This window comes from Streptomyces sp. NPDC102270, assembly GCF_044766405.1.
Classification (GTDB): Bacteria; Actinomycetota; Actinomycetes; order Streptomycetales; family Streptomycetaceae; genus Streptomyces.
On record NZ_JBIWLX010000021.1, the window covers coordinates 189,975 to 205,481 of the forward strand.

10 protein-coding genes and 4 pseudogenes are annotated in these 15,507 nt (G+C 68.5%); 5 read left to right on the forward strand and 9 right to left on the reverse strand.

Annotation, left to right across the window (positions count from 1 at the left end; genetic code table 11):
* Nucleotides 1-23: 23 nt before the first annotated feature.
* From ACIRP7_RS37000 to ACIRP7_RS37025, 6 genes and pseudogenes are all read right to left on the reverse strand, one after another.
* Entirely contained in the window at nt 24-731 is a 708-nt protein-coding gene (locus tag ACIRP7_RS37000; RefSeq protein ID WP_403668663.1) for a DUF5131 family protein, read from the reverse strand.
* A 1,008-nt stretch (nt 732-1,739) separates the two neighbouring features.
* The gene (locus ACIRP7_RS37005) at nt 1,740-2,222 is read right to left on the reverse strand and encodes a hypothetical protein (protein ID WP_403668665.1); all 483 of its coding nucleotides are present in this window, start codon (nt 2,220-2,222) and stop codon (nt 1,740-1,742) included.
* A gap of 763 nt (nt 2,223-2,985) precedes the next feature.
* A pseudogene (locus ACIRP7_RS37010) lies at nt 2,986-3,612 on the reverse strand (transcriptional regulator); the annotation flags it as partial.
* A gap of 13 nt (nt 3,613-3,625) precedes the next feature.
* Nucleotides 3,626-4,861, reverse strand: a complete 1,236-nt coding sequence (locus ACIRP7_RS37015; protein ID WP_403668668.1) for an IS3 family transposase — start codon at nt 4,859-4,861, stop codon at nt 3,626-3,628.
* Between the two features lie 25 nt (nt 4,862-4,886).
* Nucleotides 4,887-5,651 carry a replication-relaxation family protein gene (locus ACIRP7_RS37020; protein WP_403668712.1) on the reverse strand — a complete coding sequence of 255 codons (765 nt, stop codon included), beginning with the start codon at nt 5,649-5,651 and terminating at the stop codon, nt 4,887-4,889.
* Nucleotides 5,639-5,770: a hypothetical protein gene (locus ACIRP7_RS37025; protein WP_403668671.1), complete on the reverse strand. Its 132-nt coding sequence runs from the start codon at nt 5,768-5,770 to the stop codon at nt 5,639-5,641. Before ACIRP7_RS37025 ends, ACIRP7_RS37020 begins: the two co-directional genes overlap by 13 nt.
* Before the next feature lie 585 nt (nt 5,771-6,355).
* On the opposite strand from ACIRP7_RS37025, the gene ACIRP7_RS37030 reads away from it, so the two are divergent.
* Nucleotides 6,356-6,793, forward strand: a complete 438-nt coding sequence (locus tag ACIRP7_RS37030) for a hypothetical protein (protein WP_403668674.1) — start codon at nt 6,356-6,358, stop codon at nt 6,791-6,793.
* Nucleotides 6,794-7,164: 371 nt separating this feature from the next.
* Here the strand turns inward: ACIRP7_RS37030 and ACIRP7_RS37035 are convergent.
* A pseudogene (locus ACIRP7_RS37035) lies at nt 7,165-7,511 on the reverse strand (hypothetical protein).
* The gene (locus ACIRP7_RS37040) at nt 7,508-8,566 is read right to left on the reverse strand and encodes a hypothetical protein (RefSeq protein WP_403668721.1); all 1,059 of its coding nucleotides are present in this window, start codon (nt 8,564-8,566) and stop codon (nt 7,508-7,510) included. Before ACIRP7_RS37040 ends, ACIRP7_RS37035 begins: the two are co-directional and overlap by 4 nt.
* Here ACIRP7_RS37040 and ACIRP7_RS37045 point away from each other — a divergent pair.
* The 4 genes and pseudogenes from ACIRP7_RS37045 to ACIRP7_RS37060 all read left to right on the forward strand — a co-directional run.
* Nucleotides 8,487-8,804, forward strand: a pseudogene (locus ACIRP7_RS37045) (lactate utilization protein C); the annotation flags it as partial. The gene ACIRP7_RS37040 and the pseudogene ACIRP7_RS37045 overlap by 80 nt on opposite strands.
* A gap of 315 nt (nt 8,805-9,119) precedes the next feature.
* The gene (locus ACIRP7_RS37050) at nt 9,120-11,183 is read left to right on the forward strand and encodes an alpha-L-fucosidase (RefSeq protein WP_403668677.1); all 2,064 of its coding nucleotides are present in this window, start codon (nt 9,120-9,122) and stop codon (nt 11,181-11,183) included.
* Nucleotides 11,184-11,358: 175 nt separating this feature from the next.
* The gene (locus ACIRP7_RS37055; protein ID WP_403668680.1) at nt 11,359-12,996 is read left to right on the forward strand and encodes a GDSL-type esterase/lipase family protein; all 1,638 of its coding nucleotides are present in this window, start codon (nt 11,359-11,361) and stop codon (nt 12,994-12,996) included.
* Between the two features lie 188 nt (nt 12,997-13,184).
* Nucleotides 13,185-13,900, forward strand: a pseudogene (locus ACIRP7_RS37060) (IS6 family transposase).
* A 130-nt stretch (nt 13,901-14,030) separates the two neighbouring features.
* Here the strand turns inward: ACIRP7_RS37060 and ACIRP7_RS37065 are convergent.
* A complete protein-coding gene (locus ACIRP7_RS37065; RefSeq protein WP_403668683.1) occupies nt 14,031-15,380 on the reverse strand; it encodes a class I SAM-dependent methyltransferase in 1,350 nt (449 codons plus the stop codon).
* Between the last annotated feature and the right edge of the window lie 127 nt (nt 15,381-15,507).

The following is a 15,507-nucleotide window of genomic DNA, read 5'->3' on the forward strand; positions in this document are numbered from 1 at the left end:
TGCCCTCTCCGCGAGCGTCCTGATTACGCGAGGTGGCCAGTTTCACACCCCTCCACGGCCGCCGTGGCGGGGTACTCATCCCAGGTCCGGCCATCGAGCAGACGGCCGCCGGCCTTCGGGGTCAGCCCGCCGACCTGCTTGAAGAACAGGGCCACCCGGAGATCGACACACCGGTCTCGAATGTCGCGGACCCAGGCCAAGTCCAGCGGCCGGTGAGCCGAGCCGCTCTCGCCACCGACGATCACCCAGTCGATCCCCGACAGTTCCAGGGACGGCACCGGTCCCAGCAACGGCTCCAGCGACAAGAACCGGACGGCAGCCGGGATACCCCGCAGCTGATCAGCCCGCCAGCAGTACTCATCCGACTCGATCGAGGTGCCGATCCAGACGTTGGGCAGCGGCCACGAACTCAAGGCGTTCCAGTTGGCCACACGCTTGCGCACGTCCTCGCGTACGGCCCTGGCCAGCGGAACAGTATCGTCCGCCGACAACCGCTCCATCTCGGTCCAGACCGCGTTTACGAACTTCTGCGATTCCAGCAGGTGACGCAGACGCCGAGGCCTCTTGGTGAGTACCTGAAACTGGTGCTGCGGCGCCAGCGCCATCGTCGCGAAAGTCCTGGCCACGAACTCCGTGGGGACACGGGCGTGGCCGATGTCGCATATGGAGTTCACGAACATCTTGCGCGGCCGACGCCACCGCAGCGGTTCGAACACGGCGTCCTCGTGCACCGTGACCCCTGCACTCGCCCCTGCCGTCCGGGCCCGGGTCCCGCACGGTCACCGTCGCGGCGATGACAGCCCGCCCGTTGGCGCTGATGTAGGTGGTGTCCGAGCCGTCGAAGTCGCAGGAACCGTTCGCCCCCATCTCGATAGAGGCTTGCAGAGGGTCCGGGCTCTCAATCCCGATGCGTACGGAGAGAGTGCCCGGGTACCGCATGTCGACGCGAGGGTCAGCCCAGCTCAGCGTGACCGGCTGATAGCCGACGCGGAACTCCTGCCGCACCGGCTCCGCAGGCGCCCAGGTGCTGTCACCGGTCTGTGACGCGATGATCGTGCAGCCTCCAGCGGTACCGCGAAGCTCGACCTGGGTGGGGTTGTCAGCGGGCACGAGCTCACAGTTGGCCGACTGGTCCGCAGCGTCGACGGCGTACATGACGGGGAGATCGGAGGTGGCGCAGCCGCGCAGGGGTGCAGTGATGTGCGGGTAGGTGTGGTGGGTCCCGAGGGAAGGGAATACGACCGTCTGCACACGGCGCCGGTCCTTCGTGCCGGTGGGCATGGTGACGCCGCACCGCTTCACGATTTTGCCCGCGCCGTCGTTTCCGTCGCCCCCGGGGCCGCCGGTGACGGATGGAGAGGAACCGGAAGATCCGCTGCCTCCCGTCGGCCTTGTTGTGCTGCTTGGCGCCATCGAACCGCTGTTCCCCGTCGAACCGGCGGAGCCGGTGGATCTCGTCGAACTGCTCGTCCCCGTGGCGCCTTTAAGCCTGGTATCGCCCGCCTTCCCGCTCGAGCCCGTGGCTGTACCCCGCGAGGTCTCCGTGTCCCACGGCGTCACGGACCCGCCGCCACTGGCCTCGCCCCTCCGGGTGGGGGCATCACTCGCTCCGCCGCCGCGACCTCCGCTCACGCCGTCGCCCGAGCCGCCCCCCGACTCGGCGCCGCATCCCACGACCAGCACCCCCACAGCCGCCATCGCCAGCGCCGTGCGGCCGACCGCGCCCCCGCCCACGGTCGTCATCCGTTCTCGGAGGATGCCGACCGCGTCGACTGATCCTGCTGTTCCCATGGCGGTGCCACAGCCGGGACGGGCCCGTGGAGGTTGATGTCCCTGCCGCCTGCGAACGAGCCGCTGATGTCGACCCGGCCCTGACCCATCGCAACAGCGCCCGCGTTCTCCACCCGCGTCATGTGGGCGGCATCACCCGATTGGTCGAACTCACGCAGCAGTTGGGCGAGCGTGCTCGCGAATTCCCGATCATTCCCGACCATCTCTTCGAGATAGTCCTCCACAGTCCCCTGCCGGCGGGAGTTCTCGGGCTGCTCACGGAGTCGGTCGAGGGCCCCCTCGGCCGCCGGGTCTCCACGGAAGCGGGCCGCGACCGCGTCCCACAACCGCCGCAGCCGGTCCGTGACGTACGAGTCAACGGCGCCTCCTGCCACCTGCGCCGCATAGTCGGCGATCAGGGCGACCACCGCGCCCACCGCAATCGGTTCCATCTCCGCACCTTCCGGGCCGAACAGCCTGCCACTGTGAATTTTGGGGCCAGTCAGCCACCGCCAGTCGGCTCACCCAGCAAGTCGGCGCCCATCTACGGAACTTGAGGGAGCGGGCGCCCCTGAGTGCTTCCGTAGACAGTCCGAACAGGGGCCAGCTGCCGCCCGCCCGCAACCGAAACGGTGTTCCACGCGCTCGCGCCCTCATCGAGGTGCGGGGCGTACAGGAGGAAGGTGAGACCGAGGGAGAACTCGTCAGCGTAGGTATCGCCCTATCGCGCGGTCGCCACCGACCCTCAGCAGCCGGCTCACCCAGGGCCGCAGTCAGGTGCCGGACTGGCTGCGTACCTCATACCCGCTCGACCTCAGCGACCAGGCCAGGACTCCCTCAAGAAGGTACCCGCGCAAAGCAGCCTCCGTGATCACACCTGAACCCTATCCGCTTGGTAAGCCGACTGGTCCGCCCCCTGTGCTCGATCTCTGTCCATAGCGGCGAGCAGCCCTTCGTGCGCTGCGTCGGTGGTCGCCCCCACGACGGTTGTCGTCGAGCCGCCTATCGGCATGCCGGGCACACGTTGTCGTCGTTGTACCCGTATGGAACGTCGGCCGGAGCAAGGTGCGCGGTCCGGCACGAGGTGCACAGGTCTCCCCCGCAGTTGCGGCAGCCCACGTAACGCCCGCCCGCGTTCTCGTAGCGCCGCTTCTCGATATACGGGGCGTTGCACTTCACTTGAGGTTCCGGTTCAGCCCCGGGGTACAGCGCTGCGATTTCGTAGGTGTCCCTCAGTTTGACCTGGCTCAGGTCTCGGCCTTCCGGAAAGACGCGTCGCCACTCTCCTTGCAAGTGCAGTTCGGTGGTGCCGCACACCCGCACGACGGTCAGACCTTCGTTGTGTGCTTTGTAGGCCTTGGACCACAGATTGGCGAAGGCTTGTGAGTGGATGATGTGCATCCAGTCGGGGCGGTGCAGATCCCTGTTGAATGTCGACTCGCCCATGGCGGAGGCGAACTTGGTGTACAGGGCCTTCACATACTCCAGCGTGACGGCGTCGTCGTTGGCGAGGGCGTGGGCCCGGGCGTCGCGCAGGGTGGTGCGGAACTTCTCTAGCAGGTTCTCGGTGGATCCGGACGTGTAGGACTCGTGGATGACCGGCGGGTCGCACAGGGCGTGCTTGGAGCTCGATAGGCGCAGCAGGAGCCGCAGAGTGGGTTCAGTGACCCAGACAGGTCCAGGTTCAGGGCGCGCGCCGAGAGGGTTTGGCAGGTAGGTGCTGTGTTCCCAGGCTGATGGGGTGATGCGGTGGATGCCGGCGCGGCGCCGGTCGTGAGGGTGGGGGTCTGTGGGTTGGAGCTGGCCGAGGGGAAGATGGGGCCTTCCCCCGTGAAAGTGGGCACGCGGTTATTGATCACGCGACGAGCGTGAGTTTAGTGATGTGGCGTCGGTGTTCGTATTCGTTGGGGCTGAGGTGGCCGTTGGCGGAGTGCCGGCGGCGGGTGTTGTAGCGGGTCAGCCAGGCGAAGACGGTCCTGCGGCAGGTATCAGCGTCACCATAGTCGCGGGCGCCCTGGAGGGTCTCGCGTTTCAGGGACGCGTGGAAGCTTTCGCAGGCCGCGTTGTCCGCGCTGGTGCCGACCGCGCCCATCGACCGGGTGACCCCGAGCTGGTCGCAGAGGCCGGCGAAGGCCCGGCATCCGTATTGCGCTCCGTGGTCGGAGTGGAACACCGCTCCGTCCAGGCCGCCGCGGGTCGCGGCTGCCATCCGCAGTGCGTCGGCGACCAGGCTGGTGCGCATGTGGTCGGCGATGGACCAGCCGACGACCCTGCGGCTGAAGCAGTCCAGCACGGTCGCGAGATAGAGGAACTCCCCGCCGGCGAGCGGAAGATACGTGATGTCGCCCATGTATTTGCGCCCCGGCACGGTGGCGGTGAAGTCCCGCTGGAACAGGTCCGGGACCGGTGAGGCTGCCGGGTCCGGGAGGGTGGTGCGCACGCGTCTGCGCAGGCGGATCCCGGTGATGGAGAACGTCCGCATGATCCGGGCGACCCTCTTCTCGTTGACCCGCCGCCCTTTCTCGCGGAGCTCGGCCGTTATGCGCGGGGAGCCGTAGGCACCGCCGGACTCGCCGTGGACCGCGCGGATCTCCTCGGCCAGGATCCGGTCGTGGTGCTGCCGGGCGGCCCTCGCCTCGGCGCCGGCGAGCCACTTGTAGTAGCTGGACCGGTCACGTTCAGGACCTGGCAGAGCCGCTTCACCTCGTAGGTGTCCCGGTGGTCGTCGACGAACTGGAAGCGGGTCCTCCCAGTTCGTCTCTCCGGCGAAATACTTGGCCGCCTTGCGCAGGATGTCCCGCTCGGTGGCGAGCTTGCGCTCACTCGCCTCGAGCTCGGCCACCCTCGCCTCCAACTGCCGCACCCGCTCGTCCGGATCAGCGGACAGCACCGCCTCCCGAGGTTGGGCGCCCGACCTTGCAGCCGCGGCGGTGATGCCACGGCGTTCGCGGTTCCGCAGCACCCACTCACGCAGGGTGGCCCGGTTGACGCCCAGATCAGCGGCGATGCTCTTGTACGTCGCCCCGGCCGTGGACTCGTACGGGGCCACGGCATCGGCCTTGAACTCGTCCGAGTAGTCCTTCATCGCCATCGGCGGTCTTCTCGCTTCCTCCGGATCAAGCAGACTGCCCGTCACCTGGTGAACCCGGCAAGGAGACTCCCCGTGGCCAGCCCCTTCGACGCCCTCGCCCAAGCCTACGAACGCACCGCCCGGGAACTACCGTTCCGCGAGCACATCGAGGCCCACAGTCTCCTGGTTCGGGGTATCGGGCGCGGCACAGGTCCGGGTCGTCGACGCCGATCTCGTAGCAGGGCTCGCCGCGCTGGAGCCGGGGCAGGGTGTTCACCCACACCGCGACGGCGATGCCCTTCACGCCGTCGGCGAGCGCCGTCAGGCGGTTGTCGAGCAGGTGCTCCTCCTTGCCCACCAGGACGACGTGCAGCCGCGGGAAGGTCTGGGAGCGGGTGTAGCGGTGGCGCCGCCAGAACGGGAACGTGCGGCCGTTGGTGCCCCGGGCGCCTTCCCAGATGCGGTGTCCGGCGTAGCGCTCGTAGTCCCAGACCTCCTTGGCGAGCCGGGCCTGGGACAGGGTGCCGTTGTCGAGCTCGAAGAGGCGCACCTCGCTGGTCTTCGTCGGCAGGGCCAGGACCGCATCGGTGTTGAAGCTCAGGCCGGTCTCCTTGATGGCGTGGTTGACCTCCACCTGCCAGTCGGTCAGATGCTTGCGACCGCCGAAGGCGAGGATCATGTCCGTCACTGCGACGCCGTGCGGACCGAACCCGGCCTTCACCGCCTTCGCTCCGGTACCGGCCTTCGGTCGGAGAGGCAGCTCGTTGCCGGCGGCCAGAGCCTTCTGTCCCGCCGGAGTCAGGTTCCAGATCGGCTGCCGTCCGTCCTTGCCGTGTTCGTCTCCGCCAGCCCCAGCTCCGCCAGCTTCTTCATCGCCCTGCGCACGTACGACCGGCCGTCGGCATCCTCCGCCGTGATCACCTCAGCCATATGCCGCACCGTGGCTATCCGCACGCACCCCAGCATCCGCAGTGCATCGGCCCGTACCTTCGCGGCCGTGGGAGTGGACTTCTTCCCCTTCGCTGACGTCTCAGGGGAAGGGAGAGAGGTGTCAGCGTGCCGCGAGGCACCCTGGCGGGCGGTGTGAGCTGCGGTGATGGGCACGACGTTGGAATCGTTCGCGGCACCGTTCACGGCACTGGATTCCGGGCCGCGCGAAGGGCGTTCAGCACCCCTTGACCAGGCCGGGCCCGGCTCCGGGGCGGGCTGCCGGGCACTGCTGGTGTACGTCATGACAAGGCTCCTCATGCAGGTGGCGCGGGGTCCGGATGGATGTCCCCCGTCACCTGGTAGAGGTGTGGCGAAAGTCGACGGTGTGACATTCCGCTGAGCACCGTTACCGAGCCGTGATCGTCACGGCCGGCCGGACGGAGATCTCTCCTCCCCGTCCGACGGCAGATTCTGTCCACAGGCAAACCGTCCGAGGCTGCTCTCGTGACGCCGTGATCGGCACGGCGATCGTCCTGTGAGGAGCTGTCCATGTCCCGGACCGCCGCTACCACGTTGTTCGGTCCGATGACCCCAGACGCAGTGCGGAGCGCCTTCAGCTACCTGCGGGCCATTGAGGCCGACGATGCCGAAGCCGCAGCCGAGTTGACGGCCCAAGAACCGGAGCTGACCCAGATGCTCCTGGACGTCGCCGAGCGCGTCATCGTCCCTGTCACCGTCCTGATCCGTGACCGTGAGGAGGACCCGAACGCGAGCTCGTTCGCCCTGGCGGAGCTCGGAGGCGTCTTGCTGGACGCCCTGTACTTCTGGCAGGGGGAGACCGGCCCGCAGGTGACCGAGTTCCTCGCGACCTCGATCATCCACTTCATCGAGCAGATCCTCACCCAGGAACACGAGACCGTCGGAGCCGTCTTGCACCACCTGCATGACGTCGCCTTGGGCCAGGCCCTCGATGCGCACCCCGCACCGGCCGGTGCGCATCCGGTTCGCCCAACCACCGCGTAGCGGCGGGCAGGCCCTCTATCACACACTCCCTTGACCACGGCCTGATCGGCGGCGGGACGGGCTGCGTCAAGGGGAAACGCGCCGGGGAGCGCACCTGGTCAAGGGGTAGCTGGTCGGCGCGCGCCGGTGCGGTGGGGGACATCGGGTGCGCGCGAGAGTGCCGGGCATCGTCGGGTGCTGCGCATCGGGTGCGTGACGACATCGCGGTGGGCACCAAAGTGGCGTCCATCGTCATCCGGTGCCGCACGGAGTGGCGTCCACTCGGTGAGCCCATCGGGTGGAGCCCGCTGAGTGGAGCCCACCCGATGTCGTGCATCGCCACCGGATGCAGAACATCGTGGGCTCCACTCGGTGGACGATGCCCGGCATCGTCACCACAGCCAGGCGTTGGAGTGCCGCACCCGGGACAGGGCGCGGGCATCGCGGCGCGCGGCCGCGTTGCCGATCCGGTTCTGCCGGGAGCGGGGCCGGCGCAACTGCGCGGCGGCGAGGCGGCGCTTCCCGGCTTCCTGGAGTCGCTTCCGCTGCTTGCGCAGCTCCTTCTTCTTGTCCGCCTTCGACTTCGGTTCCGGGGCCGCTTCCAGATCGGCTGCCACCCCAGGGCTCATCGGGCTCGGGCGCCTGGTCCTCGTTGAGCGCGGCTGCCATCTTCGCGCGGGGCCGCGTGCGCGCGGGCGAGGGCGTCGTCGGGGTTGCAACGTTCTTCTGGGGTGCTCATGCGACTCCTTCTGTGGTCCGGCCCGGTGTGTGCTGGGTGCCGAGCTGCTGGGTGTGCGGCGGCGAGGCCGTCGCCGGGGCGGGCTGCGGTCGAGAGCCGTGGGCGACGGCGCGCTCCCGCTTGCCGTCCTGGAGCTTGGCGGCCAACTTCGCGGCGGCTTCGAAGGTCCGGCGGGTCTGCTCCACCGTGTCGACACGGGTCTCCGGCTCCAGGAGGCGGCCGTCCTTCCGGCCCGAATGGAACGGCCGCGGGTGCGACCTCGAGGCGGCGGCCACGGAGACGGCGTACGGCCGGGTGCGGGAGCCCAGGCGGTCTGCACGCCGCGCAGCGTGGACCCGGGCGGTCAGCGCGCCGGCGGTGAGGCGGGCCCGCCCGTATGGCGGGGCTGTCCGCTTGCGGGTCAGCGGGCGCAGCACGGCCTGCTCCTCGGTGTCGCGCGGGTACAGGGCGCGTAGATCGGCGGTCATCATCCGTCGGCTGGCCGGGCGGGTGTAGTCGTCGACGACGGTCTGCACGATCTGTTCGTCCAGGCCGGGTTGGTGGGGCCGGCCGCGCAGGACGCAGGAGAGGTAGCGGCGGGCTTCGGCGGGCAGATGGTGGCGCTTGAACGCGCCGCGCATCACGTACACCACCGCGACGACGTCGACGGCCGCCAGGGCGACGTCGACCACTGCGGCGACCCGGGCCCGGATCGCCGCAGCCGCGGCGCGGGCGTACTCGAGGAGGGAGTTGATGACGTCGACAGCCACCCCGGAGGTGAGGATCGCGCTCGCCTTCCACCACGCGCGCCGCTGCGCGAGCGGACGGGCCGTCTGCTTCGGCGGGCGAGTCTTGCGGGCGGCCATCTGGTTCAGCTTGGCGCGGGCCCGTTCGGAGACCACGGGCAGGAACTTCAGCTCACCGTCGTCGTCGACGGCGGTTCCGTACTCGTGCTCCAGGTCCTCGAGGCAGGCGGCGATCTGGTCGCTGCCGGCGGACGTCCCGCCGCTGACCGTCGGACAGCTCGACACGGCGGACGCCGTTGTCACCACGGTCGCCGCGACCATCGCCGTCACCGGCACCGTGGTCCTCGACCACGGTCGGCCAGGGACGGCGGGCCCTGACGCTGCTCCCGGACCAGCACATCTGCCTGGTCCGGGCCGATCAGATCACACCCGACGTGCCCGATGCGCTCCGTCGCGACCGTTGAAACTCATCGCAGGCCCCTCGGCGATCAGCGACATCGAGCTGGAGCGGGTGGAGGGCGTACACGGGCCCAGGACCCTCGACATCATCGTGCTGGGGGACGCTTAGCCGCCGGAGCACATCACGGTTTCGCAGTGCGGTCAGGTGGCCGCGCTGCGAAGCCGTGTGCATTTTCCACGCATCGACCATGATAGATCCTATCTATTTTTTGCGTGTTGACCTGACGTGGGTCAATGACGAGGAACTTTCTCATTTCTGTCCTTAGCTCTAGACAAGACGTGAGCACGTACCCCTTAATACATCCGATGTCCGAGAAGATGTGACCTGATCGGACACGAGCCGCCGTTCCCCGCCGTCCGGGCTGAGTCACGGACAAACCACTGTCGACACGCCCCGTGTCCTTCACCCCTTCTGGAGCCGCAAATGACCTCCGCTCCCCTCAGCAGGCGCTCCCTCATCAAGGCCGCCGCCCTCGCCGGCGGCACCGTGGCCTTCGGACTGCCGCAGGCCCTGTGGCCCACCGCCGCCGAGGCGTACTCGGTCTCCTCGAAGATGGACTGGTGGTACCAGGCCCGGTTCGGGATGTTCATCCACTTCGGGTCCTACTCCTACCTCGGCCACGGCGAGTGGGCCTTCAGCTCCGAGACCTGGTCCAAGGCCAACTACCAGACCCAGGTGTCCGCGCACTTCAACCCCACCGCGTTCAACGCGGCAACCATCGCCCAACTGGCGGCGGACGCCGGCATGAAGTACCTGGTAATCACTGCCAAACACCATGAAGGCTTCGCCATGTGGGACTCCAACGTCCCCAGCTTCACCGACACCACCGGCACCAAGCTGTACAACCTGCACGACTACGCCGGTGTCCAGGGTGATCTGCTGGCGGCGCTCAAGACCGAGTGCGAGGCACGAGGCGTCAAGTTCGGGCTCTACTACTCGATCCTGGACTGGAACCATCCCTCCCAGACCATCCGAAGCCGCGGTCTCACCACGATGGCATCACAGGCCGCCCGCACGGGTTACATCGCGGACATGAAAGCCCAACTGCAGGAGCTGCTGGACCGCTACGACCCGGCGCTCCTGTGGTTCGACGGCGACTGGTTCGGCGAACCCTCCAGCCCCACCCTCGAGGACTGGTGGCTCCGGTCGGACGGTGTCGACCTCTACAACTGGCTGATCGCCCGCAAGCCCGGACTCGTCGTCAACGAACGGGTCAAGCGGGACCTCGGTCTGGGCGACTACACGGTCGCGGAGTTCGGTGTCCCCAACGCGCCCCTGGACCGCCAGTGGGAGAGATGCGACACCATGAACGGCGCCTGGGGTTACCAGGCGGGCCGAGAGAACTCCTACCGCCCCGTCAGGGATTTCGTTCAGGAACTCGTCACCTGCGTCTCGCGGGACGGCAACTTCCTGCTGAACATCGGCCCCAAGGGCGACGGCTCGGTCACCCCCGGATCCGTGACCATCCTGCGCGGCCTGGCCTCCTGGATGGCGACCTACGGCGACAGCGTGCACGGAGCCACGGCAAGCCCCTTCACCACCGACCCCACCTGGGGGAGGGCCACCAAGAAGGACGGCAAGCTGTTCGCCCACGTCTTCACCTGGCCCGCGGGCGGCGTGCTGCAGATCCCGTCGATCACCAACACGATCAGCCGGGTCTACCTGATGAACAACCCCTCGGCCTCGCTCACCTACACCGTCAGCGGCGGCCAGATCAGCGTCACCGTGCCGGCTACCGCCCCGGACGCCAATGACTCCGTGGTCTGCGTCGAGGTCAGCGGCGTCCCCACGGCCGCCGACGGAGCCCGGGTGACCGTGTTCCAGGACGTGAGTTACTCCTCGGCGAGCGCCAGCCTGCCGCTGGGCAGCTACACCTCCTCCCAGCTGTCGGCCGCGGGGGTGGGGACCGCGACCATCTCCTCACTCAGGGTGCCCCAGGGCTACCAGGTGACGGGCTACGCCGGCGACAACTTCACCGGCACGGCCTGGACGTTCACTGCGGACAATCCCGACCTGCGGGTGACCGGCAACAACGACGCCATCGTCTCGCTGAAGGTCACCTTCAATCCCGCCTCATACTTCCGTCTGATCAACGTCACGGACGGTCTGGCCCTGGACAGCGGCGGCAACGTCGCCAGCGGCTCGAACCTCAAGCAGTGGACGCCGGTCGACAGCCCCAACCTCCAGTGGCAAGCCGTAGACCTCGGCGACGGCTACTACAGGCTGGTCAACCGCGCCAACGGCATGGTCGCCGACGGCTGGGGCTCGACCAGCAACGGCGCTCCAGCCCAGCAAGCAGCCTGGAACGGCGGCCCCCACCAGCAGTGGAAGATAACCGACCGCGGCAACGGCCAGTACTCGATCGCCAACCGCACCACCGGACTCGTCCTCGACGGCGGCGGACAGGTCCCCTCCGGGTCCGTGACCAAGCAGTGGACCTGGGTGACCAACAACAACCTGCTGTGGACATTCCAGCCCACCTCCTGACCACCCGTCACGGCCGCGCCGCCCGTACCTCTTCCCGGGCCACAGCGCCACGACGCGCCTCCTGCGCGGCCGCTGTGGGCCGGGGCCCCTCCGACCCGCACGTCTCCACGAAGAAGACGCGCACGTCCCCACGCGGAAGAGCCGCACGTCCCCACCCGGCAAAGAAGGGCCGCACATGCACACCTCCCGAAGACTCTCCGCCAGACTCACGGCCACGGCATCCGCCACCTGCCTGGCCGCCGCCGGACTCGCGCTCGTCCCGGCGGGAGACGCCTCGGCCGCGGGCGCGCCGCAGGGCGGTCACGTCTACGCCCTGACGGCGGCCAACAGCGGCAAGAACGCCGCCGTGCTGGGCGACTCCCTGGCCAACGGCGCGGCGGTCGTGCAGAAGACGGTCTCCGGCGGCCCCGGCCAGCTGTGGGAGGCGGTCGACCACGGCGACGGCACCTTCTCGCTGGTCGACATCAACAGCGGCAAGTGCATGGACGTCCTGAACGGCTCCATGAACGCGGGGGCCGCGATCATCCAGGGGACCTGCACCGGCGCCGGCACCCAGAACTGGACCTTCAGCGGTTCGGAGATCGTCTCCGCCCGCAGCGGCCTGTGCCTGGACGTCTCTGGCGGCTCCACCGCGGAGGACCACGCGATCATCCAGTGGACCTGCAAGAACACGGCCAACCAGCATTGGAGCCTGACCGAGCGCCCGCGCTCCGCCACCTGGGGCCCGGCCATGACCAGCGGCGGCCAGACCTTCACCGAGCGGACCATCCGGATGGTCGTCCACAACAACACCTCCGGCGCGGGGCTGCGCATCCGGCTGTCCAACCTGCGCAGCACGACCGCCCTCTCGGTCGGTGCCGTCACGGTGGCGGTCCGGTCCAGCGGCGCCACCGCGGTCGCGGGCACCACGCACACCGTCACCTTCGGCCGGTCGGCCGCGCCGACCATCCCCGCCGGGCAGGAACTGACCAGCGACGTCATCGCGATGCCGGTCGTCGCGGAGCAGAACCTGCTGGTGAGCGTCTACCTCCCGGGCACCACCGGCGCCTCGACCTACCACGACAACGCCCACCAGACCTCCTACCTGTCCGCCGCGGGCAGCGGCAACCACGCCGCCGAGGAGGCCGCGACGAACTTCGCCACCACCACGAACCACTGGTTCTACGTCGCCGGACTCGACGTCGTGTCACCCACGGCCAAGGGAACCGTCGTGGCCATCGGCGACTCCATCACCGACGGCTCCATCGCCACCGACAACGCCAACCAGCGCTGGCCCGACTACCTCGCCCGGCGGCTCCAGGCCGAGTCCGGCGGCCAGCGCCTCGGCGTGGCCAATGAGGGCATCGGCGGCAACCGGGTGGTCACCGACAGCCCGTCCGCGCCGCAGGGCATCGCGGCCGTGAACCGGTTCTCCCACGACGTCCTGACCCAGCCGGGCGTGAAGGACGTCATCCTGCTGGAGGGCATCAACGACATCAACAACACCAGCATCACCACCGCCGACCAGATCATCGCCGCCTACCAGACCATGATCAACCAGGCGCACCAGGCTGGTGTCCGGATCATCGGCGGGACCATCCTGCCGAACTCCACGCAGACCGCCGCCAAGGCCGCCATCCGCGCCCAGGTCAACGACTGGATACGCACCAGCGGCGCCTTCGACGCGGTGATCGACTTCGACGCGGCGCTCCGGGACCCGGCCAACCCGGCGCAGCTGCTCCCCGCCTACGACAGCGGCGACCATCTGCACCCCAACAGCGCGGGCATGCAGGCCATGGCCAACACGGTGAACCTCTCGCTGCTCACCTCCTGAGCGGTGCCCACCTCCCGGACGGCGTAGTTCCGTCCGGTGCCCCCTCTACGTGTACGGGGCACCGGACGGAACGGCCCTCATCCGTGCGCCTGCGGGCAGCTACTGCCGACGATGCCGGCCAAGGGCACTGTCACGTTGGCTGACCGGTGGGATGATCTTCTGGTTGATCAGCCTGGGAAGGGGCGTCCGTGGGGAGCGCGTCGCTGTCGTACAACGGGCACCGGTACCCGGCCGAGGTCATCTCCCCCTGCGTGTGGCTGTACCACCGCTTCCCGCTGTCGTTCCGCGAGGTCGAGGAGCTGATGCTTGAGCGCGGGATCGTCCTCTCCTACGAGACGGTCCGCCGCTGGTGTGTGAAGTTCGGCCCGGCCTACACACGCGAGTTGCGTCGCCGTCGGCCCCGGCCTGGGGACAAGTGGCACCTGGACGAGGTCTTCATCAAGATCAACGGCGAGCAGAAGCACCTCTGGCGGTCGACCAGGACGGCATGGTGCTGGACATCCCGGTGCAGAACCAGCGGGACAAGACCGCGGCCAGACGCTTCTTCCGCAGGCTGATGAAGAAGACCCGCACGGTGCCCAGGGTGGTCGTCACCGACAGGCTCCGCTCCTACGGGGCGGCCCACCGCGAGGTCATGCCCTCCGTCGAGCACCGCTCCCACAAGGGCCTGAACAACCGGGCGGAGAACAGCCACCAGCCAACAAGGCAGCGCGAACGGGCGATGAAAGGCTTCCGAAGCACCGGCGCTGCCCAGCGGTTCCTGTCCGCGTTCAGCGGTATCTCACCCCACTTCCGCCCCAGACGCCACCTGACGACCGCCCCCGACTACCGGGCCGACATGACCATCCGCTTCGCCATCTGGGACCAGATCACCGGCGCTGCCGACCGACCCACCACGGCCTGACCACAGGCCCGGCTCCCAAGCGCACCCTGCCCCGACGCGCCGTCAGGCAGTCACACCCCCAACAACGTGACAACGCCCCTGCTCGAGATAGGCGTGTTCCACCCACCGACGGCACCGGACCGACGCCTCGTCAGGCGAGCGCCGAGGTCGAGGCCCCCAGGAAGTCCCTGCGCAACGGCATGCCGGACAGGCCGTCACCGCCGGTCCTGACCGCCAGCACCTGGTTGACGCCCATCGTGTTGGTCTCGAACCCGACCGCCGAGGCAGCCATATACAGGCGCCATACCCGCGCCCGCCCGGGCGAGGTCAGTTTGACCGCCTCGTCCCAGTGCGCTTCGAGGTTGGCCACCCACTCACGTAGCGTGAGGGCATAGTGCTCGCGCAGGGACTCGACGTCGCGCACCTCAAAGCCCACTTCCTCCAGCAGCGACACGGTGGAGCCTATGGGAGCCAGCTCGCCGTCGGGGAAGACGTACCGGTCGATGAAGGGGTCCATCCGGTACTTCTTTTCGTCCCGCACAGGGCGCCGCGATATCTGGTGGTTGAGCAACCTCCCGCCGGGCTTCAGCAGTTGATGCAGGATGTCTGCGTACTTTCGGTATCGCTTCCTGCCCACGTGCTCGGCCATACCGATCGAGGAGATCGCGTCGAAGGGGGAGTCGTCGATCTGGCGGTAGTCCTGCACCCTGATCTCCACCAGGTGCTCAAGCCCCGCCGCGGCGACACGCTCGCGAGCCAGTGCCGCCTGCTCGTCCGAGATGGTGACCCCTACGACCTGTACGCCGTAGCGTCCGGCCGCGTGTATGGCCATCGAGCCCCAGCCGCAGCCCACGTCCAGCAGCCGCTGCCCCTTGCGCAGAGCGAGCTTGCGGCAGACCAGGTCCAGTTTGGCCTCCTGGGCCTGCTCCAGAGTGTTGTCGGAGCCGGAGGGCGGGTCGCTCTGCCAGTAGGCACAGGAGTAGACGAGGGAGGGGCCCAGGACCAGGGCGTAGAAGTCGTTGCCCACGTCGTAGTGGTGACTGATGGCCGCCTTGTCACGGCGCATGCTGTGCGCGGGACCGCGACGGCGCACCACCTCCTCGGCGGGTGGTGCCGGCGGGAGCCCGACCCCCGCGAGGCCGAGCGTTCGGCTCGCGGCACGCAGGCTGCCGGGGGTGGTCAGCACGCTCAGCGCTCCGCGGAGCGCCGCCGTGCGGCTGCCGGACTCCTCCCGTTCCCACAGCAGGGTCGAGATGCGTTTCAGCAACTCGTACAGGTCGCCGTCGACTTCGAGGTCTCCGGCCACCCAGGCGCGGGCAAGCCCCAGCTCACCGGGCCGCCACAGCAGACGCCGCAAAGCTTCGCGGTTGTGCAGGACGAAGGCCGGCCCGTCCTTGGGACCGGCAGTGCTGCCGTCCCAGAGGCGGATTCCCACGGGCAGGGGGAGACCCAGCGCCTGTTCACTGAAGCGGGCCAGAACTGCTGCGGCTGGTTCGGTCATGTGAAACCTCTCAAATTCAAAACGCGGGGCTTAGAAGTCATCTCATTTGGTTCGGTAAGCTGCTGGTCGTGGTTTCGATCGTTGAACGGCTGGTGCCGGATGAGTTGTGGGAGCTGTTCCAGCGGGT